The sequence below is a fragment of the Enterobacter sp. KB-221C9 genome (assembly GCF_041320715.1).
GTDB lineage: Bacteria > Pseudomonadota > Gammaproteobacteria > Enterobacterales > Enterobacteriaceae > Enterobacter > Enterobacter asburiae_D.
The window spans coordinates 268,206-291,955 of sequence record NZ_JBGIWG010000004.1 but is presented as its reverse complement, the minus strand read 5'-3'; the positions used below and the strand labels follow the sequence as shown (position 1 = coordinate 291,955).

Genomic DNA, 23,750 nt, shown 5'->3' with positions numbered 1-23,750 from the left:
ATCATTTCGCAACCTAAGGAACGAAGCGCCTATGAAACCTCGTCAGCGGCAGGCGGCCATTCTTGAACATCTGCAAAAGCAGGGAAAATGTTCGGTAGAGGATCTGGCCCACTACTTTGACACCACCGGCACGACAATACGCAAGGACCTGGTATTGCTCGAAAACTCTGGCGCCGTCATTCGAACCTACGGCGGCGTGGTGCTCAATAAAGACGAAGCCGACCCGCCTATCGATCACAAAACGCTGATCAATACCCACCAGAAAGCGCTGATTGCCGAAGCTGCCGTAAAATTTATCCACGATGGCGATTCCATCATTCTGGATGCAGGCAGTACCGTCCTGCAGATGATCCCGCTGCTCAGCCGCTTTAACAACATCACGGTGATGACCAACAGCCTGCACATCGTCAACGCCCTGTCGGAGAACGACTGCGAGCAGACCATCCTGATGCCCGGCGGCACCTTCCGCAAAAAATCGGCGTCGTTTCACGGCCAGCTGGCGGAGAATGCCTTCGACCACTTCAGCTTTGATAAACTGTTTATGGGCACCGACGGCATCGACCTGAACGCGGGCGTTACGACGTTCAACGAGGTATTCAGCGTCAGTAAAGCCATGTGCAACGCCGCGCGGGAAGTGATTTTGATGGCAGACTCGTCAAAGTTTGGCCGCAAAAGCCCCAATATTGTGTGTAGCCTGGAAAGCGTTGATAAGCTGATTACCGACGCGGGTATCGATCCAGCGTTCAAGAAAGCGCTGGAAGAGAAAGGAATCGACGTGATCGTAACCGGAGAAAGAGATGAGTGATTTTCTGTTAGAAACGGGCCGCCAGACGCTGATGCTGGAACTGCAGGAAGCCAGCCGCCTGCCGGAACGTCTGGGCGAGGATTTTGTCCGCGCCGCCAACACCATTATCCATTGCGAAGGCAAAGTGATCGTGGCGGGCATCGGTAAATCCGGCCATATCGGCAAAAAGATTGCCGCGACGCTCGCCAGCACTGGCACCCCGGCGTTCTTCGTGCATCCAGCAGAGGCGCTGCACGGCGATCTGGGGATGATAGAAAGCCGCGACGTGATGCTGTTTATCTCCTACTCCGGTTCGGCCAAAGAGCTGGACCTGATTATTCCGCGCCTGCAGGAAAAATCGGTCGCCCTGCTGGCGATGACCGGGAAATCCCGCTCGCCGCTGGCGCTGGCCGCCAAAGCGACGCTGGATATTTCCGTTGAGCGTGAAGCCTGCCCGATGCACCTCGCGCCGACCTCCAGCACCGTTAACACGCTGATGATGGGCGACGCGCTGGCAATGGCGGTGATGCAGGCGCGCGGCTTTAACGAAGAAGATTTCGCCCGTTCGCATCCGGCAGGTGCGCTCGGTGCACGCCTGCTCAACAAGGTTCACCACCTGATGCGCACCGACGATGCCATTCCGCAGGTCAAACTCGATACCAGCGTCATGGACGCGATGCTGGAGCTGAGCCGCACCGGCCTGGGGCTGGTTGCGGTGTGCGATGACAACGGGAGCGTCAAGGGCGTGTTCACCGACGGCGACCTGCGCCGCTGGCTGGTGGGCGGCGGCAGGCTGGAGACCAACGTGTCGGACGCCATGACCCCGGGCGGGCTGACGCTCAACGCCGAGAGCCGCGCCATTGAAGCCAAAGAGGTGCTGATGAAGCGCAAAATCACCGCCGCACCGGTGGTGGATGATGCCGGCAGGCTGTGCGGCGCCATCAACCTGCAGGATTTCTATCAGGCCGGAATTATCTAACCCTTCAGCCCCAGACGTTTCGCCAGCCTGTGCAGGTTGGCGACGTCCATCTCCAGCGCCCGCGCGCACGCCGCCCAGCTGCGGCTGTTCTGCTCCAGCGCGCGGGTGATCATTTGGCGCTGGAACGCTTCCGTGGCCTCGCGCAGGTTCTCGTTTGCGCTCTCAGACACAGCAGCCTTCACGGTCGGGGCACTTTCCTCATGCAGTGCAAAATGCCGCGCGTGAATTACCACCTCATCCCCCGAACGCGCCGCTCGCGCCAGCACCACCGCCCGGTGAATCGCATGTTCCAGCTCGCGCACGTTGCCCGGCCAGCCGTAGCTCAGCAGGTGCGACCTCGCCCCCGGGCTTAGCACCACGCGGGAAAGCCCCATCCTGAGACGGCACTGCTCGCAGAAAAAGCCCGCCAGCAGCAGCACGTCGTCCCCGCGCTCGCGCAGCGGCGGCACGGTAAGCGGGAACACGCTCAGGCGATGGAACAGGTCGGCGCGGAACTGCCCGGCAAGCACCGCTTCACGCAGGTCGCGGTTGGTGGCCGCCAGCACGCGAACGTCCACTCTGTGGCTGCGGTCATCCCCCACGCGCTGGATGTCGCCGTACTGCAGCACGCGCAGCAGCTTGGCCTGCAGCGACAGGGAGAGCTCGCCGATTTCATCCAAAAACAGCGTGCCGTTATCGGCCATTTCGAACTTGCCGCTGCGGTTGCTGATGGCCCCGGTAAACGCCCCCTTAACGTGACCAAACAGCTCGCTTTCCGCCACGCTTTCCGGCAGCGCGGCGCAGTTGAGGTACACCAGCGGGTTCACCGCGCGCGGCGAGGCTTCGTGGATCGATTTCGCGACCAGCTCCTTACCGGTGCCGGTTTCCCCGAAGATCAGCACGTTCAGGTCTGAGGCGGCAACAATCTCAATCTCTTTTTTGAGCTGCGCCATGCCCGGAGAAAGGCCGATCATCTCCGTGTGCGCCACCTGCTCAAACGCCGCCGGGCTGCCGGGAAGAATGTTCTGGCTCTCCAGCTGTTCAATCAGCAGGGCATTGTTCAGCGCCCCGGCGGCCAGGGCGGCAATCAGGCGCAGCTCTTCGTCGCTAAAGGTGTCGAACTGGTCCGGCGACAGGCCGTCGAGGGTCAGTGCGCCAATCAGATGTTGTCCGGCAAACAGCGGCAGGCCGATGCAGGCGTGCACCTTCAGGCTCTCCTGTCCGGGAATGAGCCCGTCGTACGGGTCGGGCAAGTCGCTGTCCGCCGGGAATCGCACCACGTCACCCGCGCGGGCGATGGTTTCCAGACGCGGGTGGCCCTCAAGGGTAAAACGCCGTCCGAGCACGTCCTTCGCCAGCCCGTCGATAGCCAGTGGAATAAACTGTCGCCCCTCGTAGCGCAGCAGCGCCGAGGCGTCGCACGCCAGCACGTGGCGCAGCGTGGAGATCAGCCGCTGAAAGCGGTCCTGATGTCCGATACCGGTCTGTAGCTCAATGGCGATCTTCGCCAGCACGTCTACGGAAAAACTCATAGTGACCTCGCTGTCATTTTGACAATCCATGTTGTCATATTGACACTTTTTTTGATAGTCATAATGACTACCCACTACGGATCATAAAAATATTAATTAATTAAAATCAATAAATTAAAAGTTGGCACGTAACTTGATATAAGCAAACCATCTTATTTGAAAATGCTGTATTACGTAGAGGTTGCTATGTCTATTCTGGTTAAAAATAACATTCATTGGGTGGGTCAACGTGACTGGGAAGTGCGCGATTTCCACGGGACGGAATACAAAACGCTGCGCGGCAGCAGCTATAACAGCTATCTCATCCGCGAAGGAAAAAACGTGCTGATCGATACGGTCGATCACAAGTTCAGCCGCGAGTTCGTGCAGAACCTGCGCAGCGAAATCGACCTGGACGCCATCGACTACATCATCATCAACCACGCGGAAGAAGATCACGCCGGTGCGCTGACCGAGCTGATGTCTTACATTCCGAACACGCCTATCTACTGCACCACCAACGCCATCGACTCGATCAACGGCCACCACCACCATCCGGAGTGGAACTTCCACACCGTGAAAACCGGCGACGCGCTGGATATCGGCAACGGCAAGCAGCTGATCTTCGTGGAAACCCCGATGCTGCACTGGCCGGACAGCATGATGACCTACATGACCGGCGACGCGGTGCTGTTCAGCAACGACGCCTTCGGCCAGCACTACTGCGACGAGCGCCTGTTCAACGACGAAGTGGACCAAACCGAGCTGTTCGAGCAGTGCCAGCGCTACTATGCCAACATCCTGACCCCGTTCAGCCGCCTGGTGACGCCAAAAATTACCGAAATCCTCGGCTTCAATCTGCCGGTGGACATGATTGCCACCTCCCACGGCGTGGTATGGCGTGATAACCCAACCCAGATTGTGGAACTGTACCTGAAATGGGCGGCGGATTATCAGGAAGACCGCATAACGATCTTTTACGACACCATGTCCAACAACACCCGCATGATGGCGGACGCCATCGCCCAGGGCATCAACGAAGTTGACCCCAACGTGGCGGTGAAAATCTTCAACGTGGCGCGCAGCGATAAGAACGAGGTATTGACCAACGTGTTCCGCTCTAAGGGCGTGCTGGTGGGCACCTCCACCATGAACAACGTGATGATGCCGAAAATTGCCGGTCTGGTAGAAGAGATAACCGGCCTGCGTTTCCGCAACAAGCGCGCCAGCGCCTTTGGCTCCCACGGCTGGAGCGGCGGCGCGGTAGACCGTCTCTCCACCCGTTTACAGGATGCGGGCTTTGAGATGTCCCTCAGCCTGAAGGCGAAATGGCGTCCGGATATCGACGCGCTGGAGATCTGCCGCCAGCACGGTCGCGACATTGCCCGTCAGTGGGCGCTCGCTCCGCTTCCGCAAGCGGCACAACCATCCGAACAGCAGGACGCCTGCGCCTGTGCCGCCGCGGCAGCCGCCGATCTCGGCCCGCGCATGCAGTGCAGCGTCTGCCAGTGGATTTACGACCCAGAGCTGGGCGAACCGCTGCAGGATGTTGCCCCGGGCACGCCGTGGCGCGACGTGCCGGACAACTTCCTCTGCCCGGAATGCTCTCTCGGTAAAGACGTCTTTGACGAACTGGGTACGGAGGCAAAATGAGCAACGGTATCGTCATCATCGGCTCGGGCTTTGCCGCCCGCCAGCTGGTGAAAAATATCCGCAAGCAGGACGCCAGCGTGCCGCTGACGGTGATCGCCGCCGACAGCATGGACGAGTACAACAAGCCCGATCTAAGCCACGTCATTAGCCAGAATCAGCGCGCCGAAGATCTCACCCGCCAGACGGCGGGGGAGTTCGCGGAACAGTTTAACCTGCGCCTGTTCCCGTACACCTGGGTCACCGATATCGACGCCGCCGCCCGCGTGGTGAAAGCGAAAGAGAAGACCTGGCAGTACGACAGGCTGGTGCTCGCCACGGGTGCCTCTGCGTTTGTGCCGCCGATTGAGGGCCGCGAGCTGATGCTCACCCTCAACAGCCAGCAGGAGTACCAGGCCAGCGAAACGGCGCTTCGCGACGCGCAGCGAGTAATGATTGTCGGCGGCGGGCTGATAGGCACCGAGCTGGCGATGGATTTCTGCCGGGCGGGCAAATCCGTCACCCTGGTCGACCATGCGGCGAGCATCCTGTCGTCGCTGATGCCCGCAGAAGTAAGCAGTCGCTTACAGCATCGCCTGACCGATATGGGGGTGCATCTGCTGCTCAAATCGCAGCTACTGAGTCTGAGCAAAACCGAGGGCGGTATTCGTGCCACGCTCGACCGCAGCCGCAGCGTTGAGGTGGATGCGGTTATCGCGGCGACGGGCCTGCGCCCGGAAACCGCGCTGGCGCATCGCGCAGGCGCCGAAACAGGCCGCGGCGTGAAGGTAAATAGCTACCTGCAAACCACGCAACCCGATATTTACGCGTTAGGGGACTGCGCTGAAATTAACGATCAGGTGCTGCCCTTTTTACAGCCGATTCAATTAAGCGCAATGTATCTGGCGAAAAACCTGCTCGGCGGCAGCGCGCCGCTGAAATTACCCGCCATGCTGATTAAAGTTAAAACGCCGGAATTACCGCTGCATCTTGCCGGTGAAACGCAGCGTCAGGATCTGAACTGGCAAATTACCCTCGAACCGCAGGGAATGGTCGCGCGCGGTGCCGATAATGAGGGTCAACTACGCGCTTTTGTCGTCAGTGAAGATCGGATGAAGGAGGCTTTCGCCCTGCTGAAACTGTTACCTGCTTAACCCTCGTATTGCCGGGTGGCGCTCCGCTTACCCGGCCTACTCAACAACAAAACGGCAAACCTTGTAGGCCCGCGCAAGCGTAGCGCCGCCGGGCAAAAACTGGGCTGGGTAGTTCAGGAACGCACCACCAGCGCGTCGTAGCCGCGCCAGCGGTAGTTGACCATGGAGAGCAGCCAGCAGGCAACGAACAGCCCGACCACCACAAACCCGGCGTTGCCCAGGTTGTCGTTCACCGCGCCAATCAGATCCCAAACGCCGCCGCTGAGGGCGAATTTGTCCATCAGCAGACCCAGCGCTTCCAGCCCGCCGATAAACAGCGCCACCACCACGGAGGTGCCGGTGATGGTCATGTTGTAGTAGAGCTTGCGCTGCGGCTTGTTAAACGCCCAGCCGTAGGCACCAACCATCAGCAGGTTGTCGAGCGTATCCACCAGCGCCATGCCGCTGGCGAAAAGCGCCGGGAAGATCATGATTGACCACACCGACATCCCGCTTGACGCGCTGGCGGCAGAGATCCCCAGCACGCCAATCTCGGTGGCCGTATCAAAACCGAGGCCAAACAGGAAACCGACCAGGTACATCTGCCAGCTTTTATTCACCAGGCGGAAGGTTTTGCCAAACAGCCAGTTCATGACGCCGCCCTGGGCAGGGAGCGTGATATCGCCCTGCACGGGCCTGCCGCGTTTCAGCGCCTGAAAACTGCACCAGACGCCGCGCAGGATCACCATGTTCACCAGCGCCATCGCCAGCAGGAAAGTGGCGGAAACGGCGGTGCCAATCACGCTGCCGGTTTCGTGGAACCATTCCATGTTTTTCTGAAACGCCGTCGCGGTCGCGGCGATGGCAATGGAGGCCAGCACCACGATGGTAGAGTGCCCCAGAGAGAACCACGCCCCCACGCCGGACGGGCGTTTGCCCTGCTGCATCATCTTACGCGTCACGGTATCAATGGCCGCGATGTGATCGGCGTCCACCGCGTGACGCAGCCCGTAGCACCACGCCAGCAGGCTGGCCGCCATCAGCGCCGTGCTGCCGCTAAAGGCGTGCCATGCCCATCCCCAGGCCAGCAGGTTTGCCATTACCAAAGCCAGCAGCAGAAGCGCGGCGCGAGGTTCATTGCGTAAGAGTCGTAACATTTTAAGTCCTTTGTGAAGATGACCGGGCGGCGGCAATCGCCGCCTGCCCGAAGGAGATCGCTCCGTCGCCTGCGGGCAGGCGCGAAGGAAAAAGAAGCGTAAAGTCAGAAAGATAATGACGCAGGCGCGCGCGTAGCAGACGGTTGTGCAGCACGCCGCCGCTGAGACAGATTGTTGACAGCGACAGGCGTCGGGCATGGCGCGCGGCGAGTTCCGCCAGCCCTTTAGCCAGCGCGTCGTGAAACGCCCATGCGCGCTCGCACGGCTCTGCCTGCCAGGCCAGCCACTGCTGCCAGAAAAGCGCGAGGTTAACCGTATCCAGCGTCACCGGATGGTCGACGACCGCGCACCGCGAGGCCAGCGCTTCCAGCCGGCAGGCCGCTTCACCTTCCCAGGATTGGGTTTCAATACCCAGCGCGCAGGCGACGGCATCAAACAGGCGACCACAGGATGAGGCACGCGGCGCGTTGATGCCGCGCCCTATCGCCGTCGCCAGCAGCGGCCAGTTCTGGCGCTGTACCGCGCGCGTTTCCGGATACTGCTGCCAGTCAGGGACAAACGCCAGGCAGTGGGCGAGCAGATTGCGCCACGGCTGCCGCGCCGCCAGATCGCCGCCCGGCAGCGCAACGGCAGGCAGCCCGCCCAGACGCTCGCACGCGAGATAGCTGACCCGCAGGCACTCCCCACCCCACAGCGCGCCGTTTTCACCCATGCCGATCCCGTCCAGCGTCAGAGCGATAACGTCTCCGCCCTCACGCGGCCAGCCGTTTTCGGCCAGGCACGCCGCCGCGTGGGCGTGATGGTGCAGTACGGTTTCGACCGGCAGCCCCTGCGCCTGCGCCCATTGTTGTATGTGATAGCCCGGATGGGCATCGCACACCACGCGTTCCGGCTGGAAGGCGTAGATGTCCTGCATCGTCGAGAGCGCGCCGCGCCACTGCGCTTCGATACCCTCGTCACCGAGATCGCCAAAATGCTGGCTCAGCACCGCCTGGCTGCCACGCACCAGGCAGAAGGTGTTTTTCATCTCCGCGCCGGTGCATAGCATGGCGGGGATATTCTCGAAACCCGCAGGCAACGTGATGGCATCCGGCACAAAACCGCGCGCGCGGCGAAGCATCGCGCCGTCACGATCCATCACCGAATCGTCCATCCGTTGAAGAATATCGCGATTGTGCAGCAGGAAGCCGTCCGCAATGCTGCCCAGTTCATCCAGCGCCTGTTGATTACTGATGGCAGGCGGTCTGCCGCTGAGGTTGCCGGAGGTCATCACCAGCGGTCGCCGGCAGTCCATCATCAGAAGATGCTGGAGCGGGTTCGCGGGCAGCATGATGCCCACGGTATCCAGACCCGGTGCAATAGCCTCAGGGAAGTCAGGCAGCCAGGCTTTTGGCGTGAGCACGATGGGTGCAGCGGGTGAGTCGAGCAGCGTCTGAATCGACTCAGGCAGCTTATCCGCCTGCGGGATCATCACCGCCAGCGGCTTCGACGGGCGCTGCTTGCGTAACCGTAATTTCAGTATCGCCTGCGGGTTTTGCGCATCGCAGACGAGGTGAAAACCGCCCAGCCCTTTAACCGCGACTATGCCGCCGCTTTTCAGCATTTCCACCGCCGCGCTCAGTGCCGTTTCGCGGGTGGCAAGAACGTCGCCCGAACGCCATTCCAGCGCGGGCCCGCAGTCCGGGCAGGCGACCGGCTGGGCGTGAAAGCGGCGGTCGGCAGGATTGCGGTATTCCTTCTCACACGGCGCGCAGAGCGGGAATGCGCCCATTGTCGTGGCCGGACGATCATAGGGCATGGCGCGAATAATGGTGAACCGCGGCCCGCAGTGGGTGCAGTTGATAAACGGGTAGCGATAGCGGCGCTCGCCGGGGTCGCGCATTTCAGCCAGACACGCCGGACAGGTCGCGGCATCGGGCACAATCTGCGTGTCCATCGCCCCGCCCGCGCTGTGGCGGATGGTAAAGTCCTCCGGCAGGTGCGCCCAGGTAAACGGCTGCGCTTCAACGTGGTCGATGCGTGCCAGCGGTGGGCAGTCCTGATGCAGCCTCGCGGTAAAGGCCCCCCCATTACCCGCGAGGCGCACCAGCACGCCCTTCCCGTCATTGCAGACGTCACCGGTCAACTGAAGCGCCTGCGCCAGCTGCCAGACGAAGGGACGAAACCCCACGCCCTGCACCTTGCCGCGCACGCGCAGCTGTACACCGTTGCTGCACATACGGTTCAGAACAGGAGAGATGACGACGTGTCGAACGCCGCGCGGCGGCGCTTTTCGGCGCTCATCTGCTCAAGCTTGTCGCGATCCACGCAGACCAGCGCGTGCGTCGGGCAGGCTTCCATGCAGGCCGGGCCGGCGTCGCGGTGGTAGCACAGGTCACATTTGTTGGCTTCGGCTTTGTCCGCGCGCACGCTCAGCCCCATGCCGCTGTTGCGTACTACCGGACGAACGACCACCTCCATCGCGCCGTACGGGCAGGCGACCACGCAGGTTTTGCAGCCAATGCAGCGCTCCTGCATCACGTGCACAAAGCCTTTCTCGCGTTTAATCGCCCCGTTCGGGCAGACGTTCGCACACGGTGCGTCTTCGCACTGGCGACAGATGGCGGCGGTAGAAATATTCACGCCTTTGATGACGTGGATGCGCGGCAGGAAGGTGTCAGGGGTAAGCGACGCGCAGTCCTGCTCCGCCTGATGGGAAACCACGCACGCCACTTCACAGGTACGGCAGCCAATACACTTACTGGCATCGGCCATAATAAAACGGTTCATCTGCTTCTCCAGCATTACAGTTATGCGCGGAGATATTCATAAACCGTGCCAATAATTAACTTATTGATTTTATAGGTATTTAAAAATCAAAGCGGCGCTGTCATCGTCACTTATGACGATGACAGCTGTCGACATCAGCGGTGCGGGCCGTCAATAACCGAGTCGCGCAGGATAAGCTCGCCGGAAAAGGTTTGCTGATATTTAAACTCACCGCCGTCGAGCATGAAGATCAGGCGGCTGATGGTTTCTTTGATCATCTCCGTCACCGGAATACGCACGCTGGAAAGCGACGGTACGATGTAGGGCGCGATGGCCACGTCGTCAAAACCGATCACCGACACCGCGTCCGGTGCGGCCACGCCGCTGTCGTGCAGCTGCTTCATGGCGCCGATTGCCATGTCGTCATTACTCGCCACTAGCGCCGTAAAGCGTTCGCCGCGAGCAAGCAGTTCGGACACCGCCGCCGCGCCGCTGGCCGGGTTCCACTTCCCCTGCGCAATCAGCCCCTCGCGCAGCGGAATACCGTGCTGCGCCAGCGCGTCCCTGTAGCCGGAGAGACGCTCAACCCCGGTGGGGGAATCCAGCGAGCCGGTAATAAACGCGATCTCCCGGTGCCCTTTCGCAATCAGCTGCGACACCGCGTCCTGGCAGGAGGCTTTATGATCGGACCAGACGCTGTGGCTGCTGTTTTTCCGCAGGCGGCGGTTGAGCACCATAATGGGCTGCTCGCACTTCTCGACGATCTCATCCATCTCATCCACGCTCAGGAAGCGCGGGTAGATGATCACCGCGTCGCAGCGCATATCGAGCAGGTACTGGATCGCCTCGCGCTCTTCATCCGCGCTGTGCTTGCCGTCCGCGAGGATCAGCTGCCGCCCTTTTTCTTCCGTCATGCGCGCGGCGTGAAACAGCAGCTCGCTAAAGTAAACGCCGTGATACAAGGTGTTGGTCACCACCAGCCCCAGCGTTTGGGTACGTTTTGTCGCCAGGTTGCGCGCCAGCAAATTCGGGCGATAGCCGCTCTCTTCAATGGCCTGAAACACCCGGTCTTTGGTCTCCTGGCTGACGTAGCCATTTCCCGACAGCACCCGGGATACCGTGGCCTTCGAAACGCCTGCCCGCTTCGCCACTTCAAGCATCGTGGTCATGTTGTTATTCCGTCTGAATCTGATGAAGCGCAGTGTACTGCACTGCAAAAAAATTGTCGCAGCGGTGAAATCACGCTTTCGCTACCCCATTGCGATCTGCATCACGAAACGAAAAAATGGTCAAAAAGCGATCTTGTTTCATTCAAAGAAACTCATGATGATTATGTGGAACCGGTTTCCTACATTTCTCACAACGATAACAGGATCACATCCGATGGCCAAAAATTACGCTGCGCTGGCGAACGACGTTGTCAGCGCGCTGGGCGGCAAAGAGAACATTGTCGCCGTCACCCACTGCATGACGCGTCTGCGTTTCGTTCTGAAAGACGAAAGCCTTACCGATGCTGCGCGCCTGAAAAGCATCAGCGGCGTGCTTGGCGTGGTGCGCAACGACAACCAGTGCCAGGTCATCATCGGCAATACCGTTTCACAGGCGTACCGCGAAGTAGTGAGCCTGCTGCCAACCAGCCTGCAGCCTGCCGTACCGGAAGGCCCGCAGAAACTGACCCTGCGCCGCATTGGGGCGGGGATCCTCGACGCGCTGATCGGCACCATGTCCCCGCTGATCCCGGCGATCATCGGCGGCTCGATGGTCAAGCTGCTGGCAATGATCCTCGAGATGACCGGCGTGCTGCCAAAAGGCGCGCCGACGCTCACTATTCTGACCGTCATCGGCGACGGCGCCTTCTTCTTCCTGCCGCTGATGGTAGCAGCCTCGGCGGCGGTGAAATTCAAAACCAACATGTCGCTGGCGATCGCCATCGCGGGCGTGCTGGTGCACCCGAGCTTTATCGAGCTGATGGCGAAAGCCGCGCAGGGCGAGCACGTGGAGTTCGCCTTTATCCCGGTGACCGCGGTGAAATATACCTACACCGTCATTCCGGCGCTGGTGATGACCTGGTGCCTGTCGTATATCGAGCGCTGGGTGGATCGCATCACCCCGGCGGTGACGAAAAACTTCCTCAAGCCGATGCTGATCGTGCTGATTGCCGCCCCGCTCGCCATCGTGCTGATTGGCCCGCTGGGGATCTGGATCGGTAGCGCCATCTCCGCGCTGGTCTACACCATTCACGGCTATCTGGGCTGGCTCTCCGTCGCCATTATGGGCGCGCTGTGGCCGCTGCTGGTGATGACCGGGATGCACCGCGTGTTTACGCCGACTATCATTCAAACCATTGCCGAAACGGGCAAAGAGGGGATGGTCATGCCGTCGGAAATCGGCGCCAACCTGTCGCTCGGCGGCTCGTCGCTGGCGGTAGCGTGGAAAACCAAAAACCCGGAGCTGCGCCAGACGGCGCTGGCGGCGGCAGCCTCCGCCATCATGGCGGGGATCTCTGAACCGGCGCTTTACGGCGTGGCGGTACGTCTGAAACGTCCGCTGATTGCGAGCCTGATCAGCGGCTTTATCTGCGGAGCGGTCGCCGGCATGGCCGGACTTGCCAGCCACTCGATGGCGGCACCGGGGCTGTTCACCAGCGTGCAGTTCTTCGACCCGGCGAACCCGATGACCATCGTCTGGGTGTTCGGCGTGATGGGGCTGGCAGTAGTGCTGTCGTTTGTTCTGACCCTGATACTCGGCTTTGAGGATATCCCGGTCGAGGACGACGCCGAAAAAGCGCGCGCCCTGCAGACCGCACCGGTACAGAGCAAAGCAGCAAAAGCATAAATTGAAAGCGAGGTAAGAATGTCTGTTTTTCCACAAGGATTTTTATGGGGCGGCGCGCTTGCCGCCAACCAGAGTGAAGGTGCTTACCGTGAAGGCGGCAAGGGACTGACGACGGTCGATATGATCCCTCACGGCGCGAACCGCCTGGCGGTGAAGCTCGGCAAGGAAAAGCGTTTCTCGCTGCGTGACGACGAGTTCTATCCAAGCCACGAGGCGATTGATTTTTACCATCGCTATAAAGAGGACATCGCCCTGATGGCGGAGATGGGCTTTACGGTGTTCCGCACCTCGATTGCCTGGAGCCGCCTCTACCCGAACGGCGACGAGCCGCTGCCGAACAAAGAGGGGATTGCCTTCTACCGCGCGGTGTTCGAGGAGTGCAAAAAGTACAACATTGAGCCGCTGGTCACCCTGTGCCACTTCGACGTGCCGATGTACCTGGTCACGGAGTACGGCTCATGGCGCAACCGTAAGATGGTCGATTTCTTCGCCCGCTACGCCCGCACCTGCTTTGAAGAATTTAACGGGCTGGTGAAATACTGGCTGACCTTCAACGAAATCAACATCATGCTGCACAGCCCGTTCTCCGGCGCGGGGCTGGTGTTTGAGGAAGGTGAAAACGAAGACCAGGTGAAATACCAGGCCGCACACCACGAGCTGGTGGCGAGCGCGCTGGCGACCAAAATCGCCCACGAGGTGAACCCGGAAAACCAGGTCGGCTGCATGCTGGCGGGCGGGAATTTCTACCCGTATTCCTGCAAGCCGGAAGACGTGTGGATGGCGCTGGAGAAAGACCGCGAGAACCTGTTCTTTATCGACGTGCAGGCGCGCGGCAGCTACCCGGCCTACTCTGCCCGCGTGTTCCGCGAGAAAGGCGTGGTGATTGTGAAAGATCCTGGCGACGATCTACTTCTGAAAAACACCGTCGACTTTGTCTCGTTCAGCTATTACGCCTCGCGCTGCGCGTCGGCGGACATGAACGCGGGCAATACCAGCGCGGCGAATATCGTGAAGTCCCTGCGCAACCCGCACATTCAGGTGAGCGAATGGGGCTGGGGCATCGATCCGCTCGGCCTGCGCATCACCATGAACATGATGTACGACCGCTACCAGAAGCCGCTGTTCCTGGTGGAAAACGGCCTTGGGGCGAAAGACGTTATTGATGAAAACGGCGAGATCAACGACGACTACCGCATCAGCTACCTGCGCGAGCATATCCGCGCGATGGGCGACGCGATTGAGGACGGCGTGCCGCTGATGGGCTACACCACCTGGGGCTGTATAGACCTGGTGTCGGCCTCAACGGGCGAGATGAGCAAGCGCTACGGCTTTGTCTACGTTGACCGCGACGACGCGGGCAACGGCACGCTGGACCGCAAGCGCAAGAAATCGTTCGGGTGGTATAAGAAGGTGATTGCGAGTAACGGGGCGGATCTGGAGTAGCCCGTTTTGCCGGGTGGCGGCTTCGCCTTACCCGGCCTACAAAACCGTAGGCCCGGTAAGCGTAGCGCCACCGGGCGCTGTTCAGAGCCGGGAGAAATTCCCGTCCCCAACCCATCCGGCCAGCCGTGAATAGACCACTTCCACCGCCTCTTTCACCGGCGGCGTCATCGGGTAATAGAACCCAACGATGTCCGGCTGAATCCCCAGAAACAGCACCTCGCCCACGTCGTCTTTAATCTGATCGACCAGGTAGTTCAGCGGCATATTGTGCGTCGTCATCATAAACATCTCGGCGATGTCGTCCGGGTCAATCAGGCGGATCTCGCCGGGGTTGAGCCCCATATCGGTGGCATCGACGATTAACAGCCTGTCCGGGCGCAGTTCGCGGATGGCCACCACGTCGTTTTCCGGCGCGCTGCCGCCGTCGATGACTACCCAGCTGCCCTGCGGGTTCGCGGCGCACATCTCTGCCAGCAGCGGGCCCGCGCCGTCGTCGCCCATCATGCTGTTGCCGACACACAGTAAAACGTCAGTCACGTAATCTCCTCACCATCAGGTAGATGGCGCTCTCCTGATGAATATCGTGCAGCATGCTAAGCAGCGTTTTGCTCCACGCCTGCTGCTCGGGGGTTTGCCTGCTCAGCGCCGCGTCAAAGGCGTTGGCGAGCATCGCAATGTGGTTGGCGTCGATGACGATCTCGCCGTACTTCGGCACGCCCTCCATTTTGCGCCGCGCCGTGCTGCCCTCCTCCAGCGTGGCGATCCACGTCAGGTACTCGGGCCACGGACAGCTCAGCGCCGCCTCCAGGCAGTCGATCACCCCGAGGTGATGCCCAATCGCCAGGCTGTAATAGACCACCTGCTGCGCCGCATCCGGCGTGGCATCGTTCTCATCAATAAACTTACGGCTCAGCTGGCTGAACACCACCGTTTCACTCATCGGATACGCGCCTCATCCACAATGCTGTTCAGGTTCGCCACGATCTCATTGAGTCGCGGATCGTTTTCCGCCTCCAGCCAGCGCGCCACCTGATGGTCGCCCTGGCTCAGCAGGCGCAGATAATCGTCGGCAATCTGGCGGCCATAGCGATAGCCCGCCAGCTTCCGCGCCGTGCGGTCGACCTTCACCCGCAGCGGCTGCACCATGTCCGGGTGCAGAATGGCCGCCGGCTGGTTGTCCAGCTCGCCCGGCTCGCGCGCGTGGATTTTTTGCTCCAGCAGGCCGAGCGCCATGGCAAAGCCGTACAGCGTCGCGGCGGGCGTCGGCGGGCAGCCAGGGATGTAGACGTCCACCGGCACGATTTTGTCGGTACCGCCCCAGACGCAGTAAAGGTCGTGGAAGATGCCGCCGCTGTTGCCGCAGGCGCCGTACGAGATGCATATTTTCGGGTCCGGCGCGGACTGCCAGGCGCGCAGCGCGGGCGAGCGCATGGCGCGGGTGACGGCCCCGGTGAACAGCAGGATGTCCGCGTGGCGCGGGGACGGCACCACCTTGATGCCGAAGCGCTCGGCGTCAAACAGCGGCGACAGGGTGGCGAAGATCTCAATCTCACAGCCGTTGCAGCCGCCGCAGTCCACGCGGTAGACGTAGGCCGAACGTTTGATTTTTTTCAGCAGCGACGCCTTCATGCTGGCGATGGATTCGTCCACCGTCATCGGCACCGGAATGCCGTTGTCGTCGCGCGGGCCCAGTAGGTTTTCCATCAGCTGGCCTCTCTCATATGGCGGGTGATATCAATGCGGTCGGACGGCAGCAGGCACTTCTGACGCTTGCACTCCGGGCAGGTTTCAAAGCTTTCGCGGTGATGCTCCGCGCGGGCGTCGCCGTTGTGCTGCAGCAGCGCGATGGCGTAGTCGATCTCTTTCTGCACGGCGAACGGGCGCTTGCAGACGCGGCAGCTGCACAGGTCAAAGCGCGACTGCTGCAGGAAATCCTCTTTCTTCCACACCGCCAGCTCGTACTCCTGCGACAGTCGAATGGCGACCGTCGGGCAGACCTCCTCGCAGCGGCCGCAGAAGATGCAGCGACCGAGGTTAAACTGCCAGGCCAGCTCGCCGGTTTTGAGATCCGTTTCCACCGTTAAGGCGTTCGACGGACAGGCGTTGACGCAGGCCGCGCAGCCGATGCACTGCTGCGGGTTGTGCTCCGGCTTGCCGCGAAAGTTTTTATCCACCGGCATCGGCTCCAGCGGATAACTGCTGGTCTGCGTGCCGGTTTTGATCACTTTTTTGATAAAGGTAAACATGGCGAGTCCTTATTTCAGCGGCGAGTTCTTACGCTCGATGCTGTAGCGCTCAAGCTCTTTGTACGGCACCACCTGACTTTTCTTCTTGCGCACGTCGACCACGGTCATGCGGTCGGTGCAGGAGTAGCACGGGTCGAGGCTGCCGATGATCAGCGGCGCATCGGAAACCGTGTTGCCGCGCAGCATATAGCGCAGGGTTGGCCAGTTGGCGTAGGTGGCCGCGCGGCAGCGCCAGCGGTAGAGCTTCTGGTTGTCGCCGGTCATGCTCCAGTGAATGTCGTCCCCGCGCGGCGCTTCGGCAAAGCCGAGGGCAAATCGGTTCGGAATGTAGGTGAAGCCCTCCACCATCAGCGGGCCGCCCGGCAGGTTATCGAGGCCGAAGTCGATCATATTCAGGGCGGTGAACACCTCGTTGATGCGCACCTTGAGGCGCGAAATGACGTCGCAGCCCTGCTCGCTGTGCACGGTCATCGGCAGCAGGCCGTAGCCGACGAACGGGTGATCGGCACGGGTATCGCGAGCGTGGCCGCTGGCGCGCACCATCGGGCCGACGTTGCTGAAGTCGCGGGCGATCTCCGGGTCAAGGCGACCGATGCCGACGGTTCGCTGCTCGATGTTTGGCGTGCTGAGCAGCATGTCCACCAGCTCCTGCACGTCGCGGCGCATCTGCTGCGCCAGCTGGCGGGTTTGGATCATGTCGTCCTTCAGCAGGTCGCGGCGGATCCCGCCGATCAGGTTCAGGCCGTAGGTTTTACGCGCCCCGGTGAGGATCTCCGCCATCTTCATCGACGCCTCGCGCACGCGGAAGAACTGCATAAACCCGGAGTCAAAGCCGACAAAGTGGCAGGCCAGGCCGAGGTTCAGCAGGTGCGAGTGCAGGCGCTCTACCTCCAGCAGAATGGCGCGGATCATCTGCGCGCGCTCCGGCACCACGATCCCCATGCCGTTCTCCACCGAGGTGGTGTAGGCGGTGCTGTGGGCGAAGCCGCAGATGCCGCACACGCGGTCAGAGAGGAACGTCACTTCGTTGTAACCCATGCGGGTTTCCGCCAGCTTTTCCATGCCGCGATGGACGTAGAACAGGCGGTAGTCGGCGTCGATGATGTTCTCGCCGTCGACGAACAGGCGGAAGTGGCCCGGTTCGTCGGAGGTGACGTGCAGCGGGCCAATCGGCACCACGTTGTTCTTCTTGCTGCCGAGTTCATTGATGAATTCGTAGGTTTCGCTGTCGGTGGTCGGCGCCGGGCGCTGGCGGTAGTCCATGCTGTCCTTGCGCAGCGGGTAGAGTTCGTCCGGCCAGTCGTCCGGCAGCACCAGGCGGCGCTCGTCCGGCAGGCCGACCGGTACCAGGCCGTACATGTCGCGCACTTCGCGCTCGCCCCAGACGGCGGCAGGCACGCGCGGCGTGACGGACGGGTATTCCGGCTTATTCGGGTCGACTTCGACGCGTACGGTAAGCCAGCACTTCTCGCCCTGCTCCATCGACATCACGTAGTACACCGCATAGTTGCCGCACAGCTGGCGCTCGTCGTTGCCGAACAGCACCGACAGCCAGCCGCCCTGCCGGTAGTAGAGAAACTCCACCACTTCCGGCAGGTAGTTCACCTTAATGGTGACGGTTATCTGGTCTTTGGTTTGCCAGGACTCCTCCAGCACCACGCCGGGGAAAGCCTGATGCAACGCGGCGAGATACTGCTGACCTTTCTTTTCTTCAGACATAAAAACTCTCTTTAATCACGCCACCAGCAAGGAGACGAACGCTAAAAATGCAAAACCAAAACCGGCCCAGGTGATGCGTGACGTTTCGACAAAACGCAGGCGCGCCATGCTGTTTTCAAACAGGGCAATCACCAGCACGCCGACCAGCAGCTTGAGGGCGGCAATCACGACGGCCAGCACCAGACCGCCCGCGGAGAAGTGCGTCATCTGCCCCCACGGGAAGAAGACGCCGACAAACATCTGCAGCACCACCAGCTGTTTGAGGCTGATGCCCCACTTCAGCACCGCGAAGCCGTAGCCGCTATATTCGGTAAGCGGCCCTTCCTGCAGCTCCTGCTCGGCTTCAGCCAGATCGAACGGCAGTTTGCCCATCTCAATAAACGTGGCGAACGCGCATGCGCAGAGCGCCAGCACCAGCGGGATCGAGCGCGCCACCGGCCAGTGGTAAACGGTGTCGGTGATAAAGCTGATGTGGGTGGAACCTGCCACCTGCGCGGCGACCCACAGACCCAGCAGCAGGATCGGCTCAACCAGCACGCCGAGCATCGCCTCACGGCTGGCGCCGATGCCGGTAAACGGGCTCCCGGTGTCCAGGCCCGCAATCGCAAAGAAGAAGCGGGCGATGGCAAAGAGGTAGATAAGCGTAATCAGATCGCCGAGCACCGGCAGCGGCGATCCCACCGTGACCACCGGCAGCGCGGTGGCGATGGTCAGCATGACGCCCACCATCACAAACGGCGTCAGGCGGAAGACCCAGCCTGCGGCGTCCGGTGCCACGCTCTGACGAGAAAGCAGCTTGAAGAGATCGCGGTACTCCTGAAGCACCCCAGGCCCGCGACGGTTGTGCATCCGGGCGCGCACCACGCGGCTCACCCCGGAAAGCAGCGGCGCAGCGGTGAACAGCACCAGCGCCTGAAGAATTGCCAGTAACAGACTCATGTCAGGCTCCTCGTGAAATCACAATGACCACCAGCACCGCCAGCTCGATGACCGCCAGACGGCGGAACAGCGCGGGCGCGGCGGCACTCTGCCAGCCGGGCACCCAGCCTACCGGGTTCAGCCAGTGGCGCAGCTTCAGCACGGCGGCGAAGTTCTCCTTCACCGGCATGGCGAAACCGTGGGCGGTGATGACCATCGACTGTTCGTGTTCGTAGCCGCAGGCCCACGCCGCACCGCGCGAGCGGGAGGTGAGCCTGTCGCGTTTGAAGACCAGAATCAGGACGAGCGGCAGCAGCGGTGCGCCAATCAGCAGCAGCGTAATCATGGGCTGAGATACGGTGGTATTCGCCACGGTCAGCGGCAGCGGAATGGCGTTGCCCAGCAGCGGCAGCAGCCACGGTGCGGCGACGCCGCCCGCGATGCAGCACAGCGCCAGCGCGACCACGCTGGCACACATCAGTACCGGTGCGCAGCAGGCGTTTTCAGCTTCGCGGGTGCGCGGCGCGCCGAGGAAGGTCACGCCGTAGACTTTCGCCATGCACATCACCGCCAGCGCCCCGGTAATCGCCAGCCCGACCGCCAGCAGCGGGCCGAGCAAACGCGCGATAAAGAGATCGCTCTGACCGAGCGCGAAGAAGGACTGGTAGATCACCCACTCCCCGGCAAAGCCGTTCAGCGGCGGCAGCGCGGCCATTGCCATCAGCCCGACCAGCATCGCCAGTGAAATCACCGGCATCTTTTTGCCAATCCCGCCCAGCTTTTCGATATCCCGATGACCGGTGCGGAACCAGACGCTGCCCGCGCCGAGGAACAGGGTGCTTTTAAACAGGCTGTGGTTGACGAGATGATACAGGCCACCGATAAAACCGGCCGCTATCAGCGCCGGATGATTGAGCGCCAGCCCGGTCACGCCCGCGCCAATACCGAGCAGGATGATGCCGATATTTTCCAGCGTGTGGTACGCCAGAAGACGCTGGATATTGTGCTCCATCAGCGCGTACAGGCCGCCGACGAACGCGGTAATCATTCCGGCGACCAGCAGCACGATGCCCCACCACAGCGGCGGCTGTCCGCCGGTCAGCGTAATCGCCAGAATCCCGAACAGCCCCACTTTCATCACCACCACAGAAAACAGCGCGGCGGCGGGCGCGGAGGCATTCGCATGCGCCTGCGGCACCCAGCCGTGCAGCGGGATGATTCCGGCGAGCAGGCCAAAGCCGATAACGCCCAGCAGCCAGACGTCATTCCCCAGCTGATGCCCGTTGAGCGCAGAGAAATCCAGCGTGCCAAAGCGTTGCCACACCAGCCAGCAGGCCAGCGCAAGCAGCAGCGTCCCGAGGCGTCCCAGCGCAAACCACAGCTTGCCGGAGGCGCTGCAGCCCGTCAGGAACACGCCGCACAGCGCCATGATTTCCGCCATCACCACCAGCGCGCCGAGGTTGCTGGCGATAACGGTGCAGACCGCCGTCGCCATCAGCAGGTTAACCAGCAGGCCGTTGGCTTTGGTGTTGGGGTGACGGTGCCAGTCGATATTGAACAGGCTGATAAACACCCCGCACAGGCCAAAGGTCACCAGCCAGATGGCGTTCAGCGGCGTGATCTCCACGGTGTGGCGAATCAGCGGCATCACGGCCTCTACGGACTGGCCGCCGAGCAGGACAACGCCGCCTGCGGCCAGCGTCATCAGGCTAGCTACCGCCCCGCCGATCCCGGCGATCGCGCCGCTGAGGGTTTTATGGAATGAGAAGATCAGCGCCAGAACAGCGGCGGCAGCAAAGCAGGCTACCGCGCTGGTAATTATCATCGCCGCGTTCATTTCGCCCCCTCGTTAAGCGCCTGTAGCAGAGAAAGGTCGCCAAAATCACTGTTGATGGTCAGCTCGCGTTTACGCTTGCTGGTACGGGCGATGTCGCGAATGTTAACCAGAATCAACGCCTTAGTCGGGCAGGTGCGTACGCAGGCCGGGCCCTGCTCGTCGAAGCTGCACAGGTCGCATTTCACCGCAACGGCACGAATGCCGGGCACCCAGTCCAGCAGCGTGCTTACGCGAGCAGGAGCCGGCGGCGCGGGCGGGGCTTTTGGCGAGTTGGCGTTAGCCGGAATATGCAGCGGACGGCTGCCGGAAAATTCAATCGCGCCGAACGGGCAGGCAATGCCGCACAGCTTGCAGCTTACGCACAGGCTTTCGTTCAGCTGGACAGCGCCATCAACGCGGGTGATGGCATTCACAGGGCAGACGCCCGCGCAGGGGGCATCTTCACAGTGGTGGCAGAGCTGCGGGGCAGACTCTTTTTCATTACGCATGACGTGCAGGCGCGGCATGGACTGCAGCCCATGCAGGCGATGCGTTTCCGAACACGCCGCCTCACAGGTTCGACAGCCAATGCAGACCGTCGAGTCAGCAATTACAAAACGGTTCACCGGGTTATCCTCTGGTGATAGTCATTTTTGACGAAAAACTGTCTTGTCGACACTTCTCGACACGCAAGGGTCAGGCCACGTTCGCTGAGGCATTTCCGTCCATCAGCTGCTTCAGGTTGACCGGGAGATCGTGTTCAACGGCGGCGTACAGGCCGTTATAAACCGGCGCGATTTTTTCCAGATAGTGCTCCAGCACCTGCTGGCGATCGCGGTTGCTGACGTGGCCGTCCACCATGCCATCGGCCATCAGCTGCGCCTTCGCAATACACTGTTTTTCGCCGTCTTTTGTCTCAAGGTGGTACTCAATGGTGTGGCTGTTGAAGTTATCCGCCAGGGTAACGTTGATCGTGAAATGGCCGAACAGGACGAAGCGCATGTCGCCCTGCGCCGCGCAGCTCATCGCGTGGTGAAGACGCGCTTTCGAGAGGGTTATGCCCTGAACCAGAGAGTTGCAGTAGAGGTGCCACTGGTCCTGCAGCTGCTGATGACGCTGCGCGATGTAGTCCGCTTTTTCGCTGATTTCCCAAATAGTCATAGAAGGTATCCGTTTAATGGAGATAGCGGCTGTTAAGCAGATTCCATGCCAGTTTTTATCTTTATGATTTTAAATGGATTTAATTGCAAAACCGCTGTCAACGCCGCGGTGTCGACGTGTCATTTCGACAGCGTTGACATCGTCACGCCTTAACAAAAATCAAGCTGGCACCGTTATTGCATTCAATGGCGCAATTCATTGAGGAGGCGTCATGCACGAAATCACCCTCTGCCAGCGGGCTCTGGAACTTATCGAACAGCAGGCAGTGCAAAACCACGCGAAGCGCGTCACCGGCGTCTGGCTGAAGGTCGGAGCGTTTTCCTGCGTCGAGACCAGCGCCCTGCATTTCTGTTTTGAGCTGGTGTGTCGCGGCACGCTGGCGGAAGGCTGCGAGCTCCATATTGAAGAGCAGCAGGCGGAGTGCTGGTGCGAGCAGTGCCAGCAGTACGTCACCCTGCTGTCATCAAAGGTTCAGCGTTGTCCGCAGTGTCAGAGCACCGGTCTTCGCATCGTGGCGGATGACGGCATGCAGATCCAACGCCTCGAAATCGAGAAGGAGTAAAGTATGTGTAGCACCTGCGGTTGCGCCGAAGGCAACCTGTATATAGAAGGGGATGAACATCACCCCCATTCCGCGTTTCGCTCCGCGCCCTTTTCACCTGCCCCACGCCCTTCTGCGGCAGTGACCGGTATCACCTTCGCTCCGCAGCGCTCCGATGCTGGCGACCTGCACTACGGCCACGGGGAGGCGGGTACCCACGCGCCCGGCATCAGCCAGCGCCAGATGCTGGAAGTAGAGATCAACGTGCTGGACAAAAATAACCAGATCGCCGCCCGCAACCGCGCGCGCTTTGCCACCCGCAAACAGCTGGTGTTGAACCTGGTCTCCAGCCCCGGCTCCGGCAAAACCACGCTGTTAACGGAAACGCTCAAACGCCTGAACGGACGCGTCTCCTGCGCGGTGATCGAAGGCGACCAGCAAACCGTTAACGACGCGGCGCGCATTCGCGAAACCGGCACCCCGGCGATTCAGGTCAATACCGGCAAAGGCTGCCACCTGGATGCGCAGATGATTGCCGATGCGGCCCCGCGCCTGCCGCTGGCGGATAACGGCATTCTGTTTATTGAAAACGTCGGCAACCTGGTCTGCCCGGCGAGCTTCGATCTTGGCGAACGACACAAGGTGGCGGTGCTTTCGGTGACCGAAGGCGAAGACAAGCCGCTGAAATACCCGCATATGTTTGCCGCCGCCTCCATCATGCTGCTGAACAAAGTTGACCTGCTGCCGTACCTGAATTTCGACGTGGATAAGTGCCTGGCGTATGCCCGCGAGGTGAATCCGGAGATTGAGATCCTGCTGGTCTCCGCCACGCGCGGCGACGGCATGGACGGCTGGCTACAGTGGCTGGAGAACGAACGATGTGCATAGGCGTCCCCGGGCAAATTTACGCCATCGACGGTAATCAGGCCAAAGTGGAGGTCTGCGGCATCCTGCGCGACGTGGATCTCACGCTGGTGGGCAGCAGCGATGAAACGGGCGCCTCGCGTCTCGGCCAGTGGGTGCTGGTCCACGTGGGGTTCGCCATGAGCGTGATTAAGGAAGCGGAAGCCCGCGACACGCTGGATGCATTGCAAAACATGTTCGACGTGGAGCCTGACGTGGGCGCGCTGCTGTACGGCGAGGAGCGTTAG

At 61.1% G+C, this 23,750-nt stretch carries 23 protein-coding genes; 9 read left to right on the top strand and 14 right to left on the bottom strand.

Going from position 1 to position 23,750, the window contains the following annotated elements:
- Positions 1-31 precede the first annotated feature (31 nt).
- Positions 32-805, top strand: coding sequence for a DNA-binding transcriptional repressor (locus tag AB8846_RS07565; protein WP_008499558.1), 774 nt, complete (start codon positions 32-34; stop codon positions 803-805).
- Positions 798-1,763, top strand: a complete 966-nt coding sequence (gutQ, locus tag AB8846_RS07560; protein WP_063144188.1) for an arabinose-5-phosphate isomerase GutQ — start codon at positions 798-800, stop codon at positions 1,761-1,763. Before AB8846_RS07565 ends, gutQ begins: the two co-directional genes overlap by 8 nt.
- On the opposite strand, the gene norR is transcribed toward gutQ, so the two are convergent.
- Positions 1,760-3,274 carry a nitric oxide reductase transcriptional regulator NorR gene (gene norR / locus AB8846_RS07555; RefSeq protein ID WP_370732428.1) on the bottom strand — a complete coding sequence of 505 codons (1,515 nt, stop codon included), beginning with the start codon at positions 3,272-3,274 and terminating at the stop codon, positions 1,760-1,762. The genes gutQ and norR overlap by 4 nt on opposite strands.
- A 186-nt stretch (positions 3,275-3,460) precedes the next feature.
- On the opposite strand from norR, the gene norV reads away from it, so the two are divergent.
- Complete coding sequence (gene norV, locus AB8846_RS07550) at positions 3,461-4,906, top strand: anaerobic nitric oxide reductase flavorubredoxin (RefSeq protein WP_331411444.1); 1,446 nt, start codon at positions 3,461-3,463, stop codon at positions 4,904-4,906.
- Positions 4,903-6,036, top strand: coding sequence for an NADH:flavorubredoxin reductase NorW (gene norW / locus AB8846_RS07545; RefSeq protein ID WP_370732427.1), 1,134 nt, complete (start codon positions 4,903-4,905; stop codon positions 6,034-6,036). Before norV ends, norW begins: the two co-directional genes overlap by 4 nt.
- 113 nt (positions 6,037-6,149) lie before the next feature.
- Here norW and AB8846_RS07540 read toward each other — a convergent pair whose 3' ends face one another.
- From AB8846_RS07540 to AB8846_RS07525, 4 genes are all read right to left on the bottom strand, one after another.
- Positions 6,150-7,172, bottom strand: a complete 1,023-nt coding sequence (locus tag AB8846_RS07540; RefSeq protein WP_063144191.1) for a HoxN/HupN/NixA family nickel/cobalt transporter — start codon at positions 7,170-7,172, stop codon at positions 6,150-6,152.
- A gap of 1 nt (position 7,173) precedes the next feature.
- Complete coding sequence (gene hypF, locus AB8846_RS07535; protein WP_370732426.1) at positions 7,174-9,390, bottom strand: carbamoyltransferase HypF; 2,217 nt, start codon at positions 9,388-9,390, stop codon at positions 7,174-7,176.
- Between the two features lie 5 nt (positions 9,391-9,395).
- On the bottom strand, positions 9,396-9,941 hold the full coding sequence (hydN, locus tag AB8846_RS07530; protein ID WP_029739520.1) for an electron transport protein HydN: 546 nt from the start codon (positions 9,939-9,941) through the stop codon (positions 9,396-9,398).
- A 134-nt stretch (positions 9,942-10,075) separates the two neighbouring features.
- Positions 10,076-11,089 carry a LacI family DNA-binding transcriptional regulator gene (locus AB8846_RS07525; RefSeq protein WP_370732425.1) on the bottom strand — a complete coding sequence of 338 codons (1,014 nt, stop codon included), beginning with the start codon at positions 11,087-11,089 and terminating at the stop codon, positions 10,076-10,078.
- A 214-nt stretch (positions 11,090-11,303) separates the two neighbouring features.
- Between AB8846_RS07525 and ascF the strand changes: the two genes are divergently transcribed.
- The gene (ascF, locus tag AB8846_RS07520; protein ID WP_370732424.1) at positions 11,304-12,755 is read left to right on the top strand and encodes a PTS cellobiose/arbutin/salicin transporter subunit IIBC; all 1,452 of its coding nucleotides are present in this window, start codon (positions 11,304-11,306) and stop codon (positions 12,753-12,755) included.
- An 18-nt stretch (positions 12,756-12,773) separates the two neighbouring features.
- Entirely contained in the window at positions 12,774-14,198 is a 1,425-nt protein-coding gene (locus AB8846_RS07515; protein ID WP_370732423.1) for a 6-phospho-beta-glucosidase, read from the top strand.
- Positions 14,199-14,279: 81 nt separating this feature from the next.
- On the opposite strand, the gene hycI is transcribed toward AB8846_RS07515, so the two are convergent.
- The 9 genes from hycI to hycA all read right to left on the bottom strand — a co-directional run bounded on the left by hycI (position 14,280) and on the right by hycA (position 22,058).
- Positions 14,280-14,735, bottom strand: a complete 456-nt coding sequence (hycI, locus tag AB8846_RS07510) for a hydrogenase maturation peptidase HycI (protein ID WP_213328636.1) — start codon at positions 14,733-14,735, stop codon at positions 14,280-14,282.
- The gene (locus AB8846_RS07505; RefSeq protein ID WP_148401027.1) at positions 14,728-15,138 is read right to left on the bottom strand and encodes a formate hydrogenlyase maturation HycH family protein; all 411 of its coding nucleotides are present in this window, start codon (positions 15,136-15,138) and stop codon (positions 14,728-14,730) included. The genes hycI and AB8846_RS07505 overlap by 8 nt, the downstream gene beginning before the upstream one ends.
- Complete coding sequence (locus AB8846_RS07500; protein WP_063144196.1) at positions 15,135-15,902, bottom strand: NADH-quinone oxidoreductase subunit B family protein; 768 nt, start codon at positions 15,900-15,902, stop codon at positions 15,135-15,137. The genes AB8846_RS07505 and AB8846_RS07500 overlap by 4 nt, the downstream gene beginning before the upstream one ends.
- Positions 15,902-16,444, bottom strand: coding sequence for a formate hydrogenlyase complex iron-sulfur subunit (locus AB8846_RS07495; protein WP_370732422.1), 543 nt, complete (start codon positions 16,442-16,444; stop codon positions 15,902-15,904). The genes AB8846_RS07500 and AB8846_RS07495 overlap by 1 nt, the downstream gene beginning before the upstream one ends.
- 9 nt (positions 16,445-16,453) lie before the next feature.
- Positions 16,454-18,163 carry a formate hydrogenlyase subunit HycE gene (gene hycE, locus AB8846_RS07490; protein WP_063144198.1) on the bottom strand — a complete coding sequence of 570 codons (1,710 nt, stop codon included), beginning with the start codon at positions 18,161-18,163 and terminating at the stop codon, positions 16,454-16,456.
- A 15-nt stretch (positions 18,164-18,178) separates the two neighbouring features.
- Positions 18,179-19,102, bottom strand: a complete 924-nt coding sequence (locus AB8846_RS07485) for a respiratory chain complex I subunit 1 family protein (protein WP_370732421.1) — start codon at positions 19,100-19,102, stop codon at positions 18,179-18,181.
- Position 19,103: 1 nt separating this feature from the next.
- Positions 19,104-20,918 (bottom strand): formate hydrogenlyase subunit 3, encoded by a 1,815-nt coding sequence (gene hycC, locus AB8846_RS07480; RefSeq protein ID WP_370732420.1) that lies wholly within the window; start codon positions 20,916-20,918, stop codon positions 19,104-19,106.
- Positions 20,915-21,523: a 4Fe-4S dicluster domain-containing protein gene (locus AB8846_RS07475; protein ID WP_023308971.1), complete on the bottom strand. Its 609-nt coding sequence runs from the start codon at positions 21,521-21,523 to the stop codon at positions 20,915-20,917. Before AB8846_RS07475 ends, hycC begins: the two co-directional genes overlap by 4 nt.
- A gap of 70 nt (positions 21,524-21,593) precedes the next feature.
- On the bottom strand, positions 21,594-22,058 hold the full coding sequence (gene hycA / locus AB8846_RS07470; protein ID WP_029739532.1) for a formate hydrogenlyase regulator HycA: 465 nt from the start codon (positions 22,056-22,058) through the stop codon (positions 21,594-21,596).
- A gap of 211 nt (positions 22,059-22,269) precedes the next feature.
- Here hycA and hypA point away from each other — a divergent pair, with 211 nt between their 5' ends.
- From hypA to AB8846_RS07455, 3 genes are read left to right on the top strand one after another with little or no spacing between them, the layout of a single operon-like run.
- Complete coding sequence (gene hypA / locus AB8846_RS07465) at positions 22,270-22,620, top strand: hydrogenase maturation nickel metallochaperone HypA (protein ID WP_048979273.1); 351 nt, start codon at positions 22,270-22,272, stop codon at positions 22,618-22,620.
- 3 nt (positions 22,621-22,623) lie between these two features.
- On the top strand, positions 22,624-23,487 hold the full coding sequence (gene hypB / locus AB8846_RS07460) for a hydrogenase nickel incorporation protein HypB (RefSeq protein ID WP_370732419.1): 864 nt from the start codon (positions 22,624-22,626) through the stop codon (positions 23,485-23,487).
- A complete protein-coding gene (locus tag AB8846_RS07455; protein WP_370732418.1) occupies positions 23,478-23,750 on the top strand; it encodes a HypC/HybG/HupF family hydrogenase formation chaperone in 273 nt (90 codons plus the stop codon). Before hypB ends, AB8846_RS07455 begins: the two co-directional genes overlap by 10 nt.

Excerpts from the sequence above, each read along its gene's own strand:
- AB8846_RS07565 (WP_008499558.1), top strand. The coding sequence starts at position 32 with ATGAAACCTCGTCAGCGGCAGGCGGCCATTCTTGAACATCTGCAAAAG.
- gutQ (WP_063144188.1), top strand. The coding sequence starts at position 798 with ATGAGTGATTTTCTGTTAGAAACGGGCCGCCAGACGCTGATGCTGGAA.
- norR (WP_370732428.1), bottom strand. The coding sequence starts at position 3,274 with ATGAGTTTTTCCGTAGACGTGCTGGCGAAGATCGCCATTGAGCTACAG.
- norV (WP_331411444.1), top strand. The coding sequence starts at position 3,461 with ATGTCTATTCTGGTTAAAAATAACATTCATTGGGTGGGTCAACGTGAC.
- norW (WP_370732427.1), top strand. The coding sequence starts at position 4,903 with ATGAGCAACGGTATCGTCATCATCGGCTCGGGCTTTGCCGCCCGCCAG.
- AB8846_RS07540 (WP_063144191.1), bottom strand. The coding sequence starts at position 7,172 with ATGTTACGACTCTTACGCAATGAACCTCGCGCCGCGCTTCTGCTGCTG.
- hypF (WP_370732426.1), bottom strand. The coding sequence starts at position 9,390 with ATGTGCAGCAACGGTGTACAGCTGCGCGTGCGCGGCAAGGTGCAGGGC.
- hydN (WP_029739520.1), bottom strand. The coding sequence starts at position 9,941 with ATGAACCGTTTTATTATGGCCGATGCCAGTAAGTGTATTGGCTGCCGT.
- AB8846_RS07525 (WP_370732425.1), bottom strand. The coding sequence starts at position 11,089 with ATGACCACGATGCTTGAAGTGGCGAAGCGGGCAGGCGTTTCGAAGGCC.
- ascF (WP_370732424.1), top strand. The coding sequence starts at position 11,304 with ATGGCCAAAAATTACGCTGCGCTGGCGAACGACGTTGTCAGCGCGCTG.
- AB8846_RS07515 (WP_370732423.1), top strand. The coding sequence starts at position 12,774 with ATGTCTGTTTTTCCACAAGGATTTTTATGGGGCGGCGCGCTTGCCGCC.
- AB8846_RS07505 (WP_148401027.1), bottom strand. The coding sequence starts at position 15,138 with ATGAGTGAAACGGTGGTGTTCAGCCAGCTGAGCCGTAAGTTTATTGAT.
- AB8846_RS07500 (WP_063144196.1), bottom strand. The coding sequence starts at position 15,902 with ATGGAAAACCTACTGGGCCCGCGCGACGACAACGGCATTCCGGTGCCG.
- AB8846_RS07495 (WP_370732422.1), bottom strand. The coding sequence starts at position 16,444 with ATGTTTACCTTTATCAAAAAAGTGATCAAAACCGGCACGCAGACCAGC.
- hycE (WP_063144198.1), bottom strand. The coding sequence starts at position 18,163 with ATGTCTGAAGAAAAGAAAGGTCAGCAGTATCTCGCCGCGTTGCATCAG.
- AB8846_RS07485 (WP_370732421.1), bottom strand. The coding sequence starts at position 19,102 with ATGAGTCTGTTACTGGCAATTCTTCAGGCGCTGGTGCTGTTCACCGCT.
- hycC (WP_370732420.1), bottom strand. The coding sequence starts at position 20,918 with ATGAACGCGGCGATGATAATTACCAGCGCGGTAGCCTGCTTTGCTGCC.
- hycA (WP_029739532.1), bottom strand. The coding sequence starts at position 22,058 with ATGACTATTTGGGAAATCAGCGAAAAAGCGGACTACATCGCGCAGCGT.
- hypA (WP_048979273.1), top strand. The coding sequence starts at position 22,270 with ATGCACGAAATCACCCTCTGCCAGCGGGCTCTGGAACTTATCGAACAG.
- hypB (WP_370732419.1), top strand. The coding sequence starts at position 22,624 with ATGTGTAGCACCTGCGGTTGCGCCGAAGGCAACCTGTATATAGAAGGG.
- AB8846_RS07455 (WP_370732418.1), top strand. The coding sequence starts at position 23,478 with ATGTGCATAGGCGTCCCCGGGCAAATTTACGCCATCGACGGTAATCAG.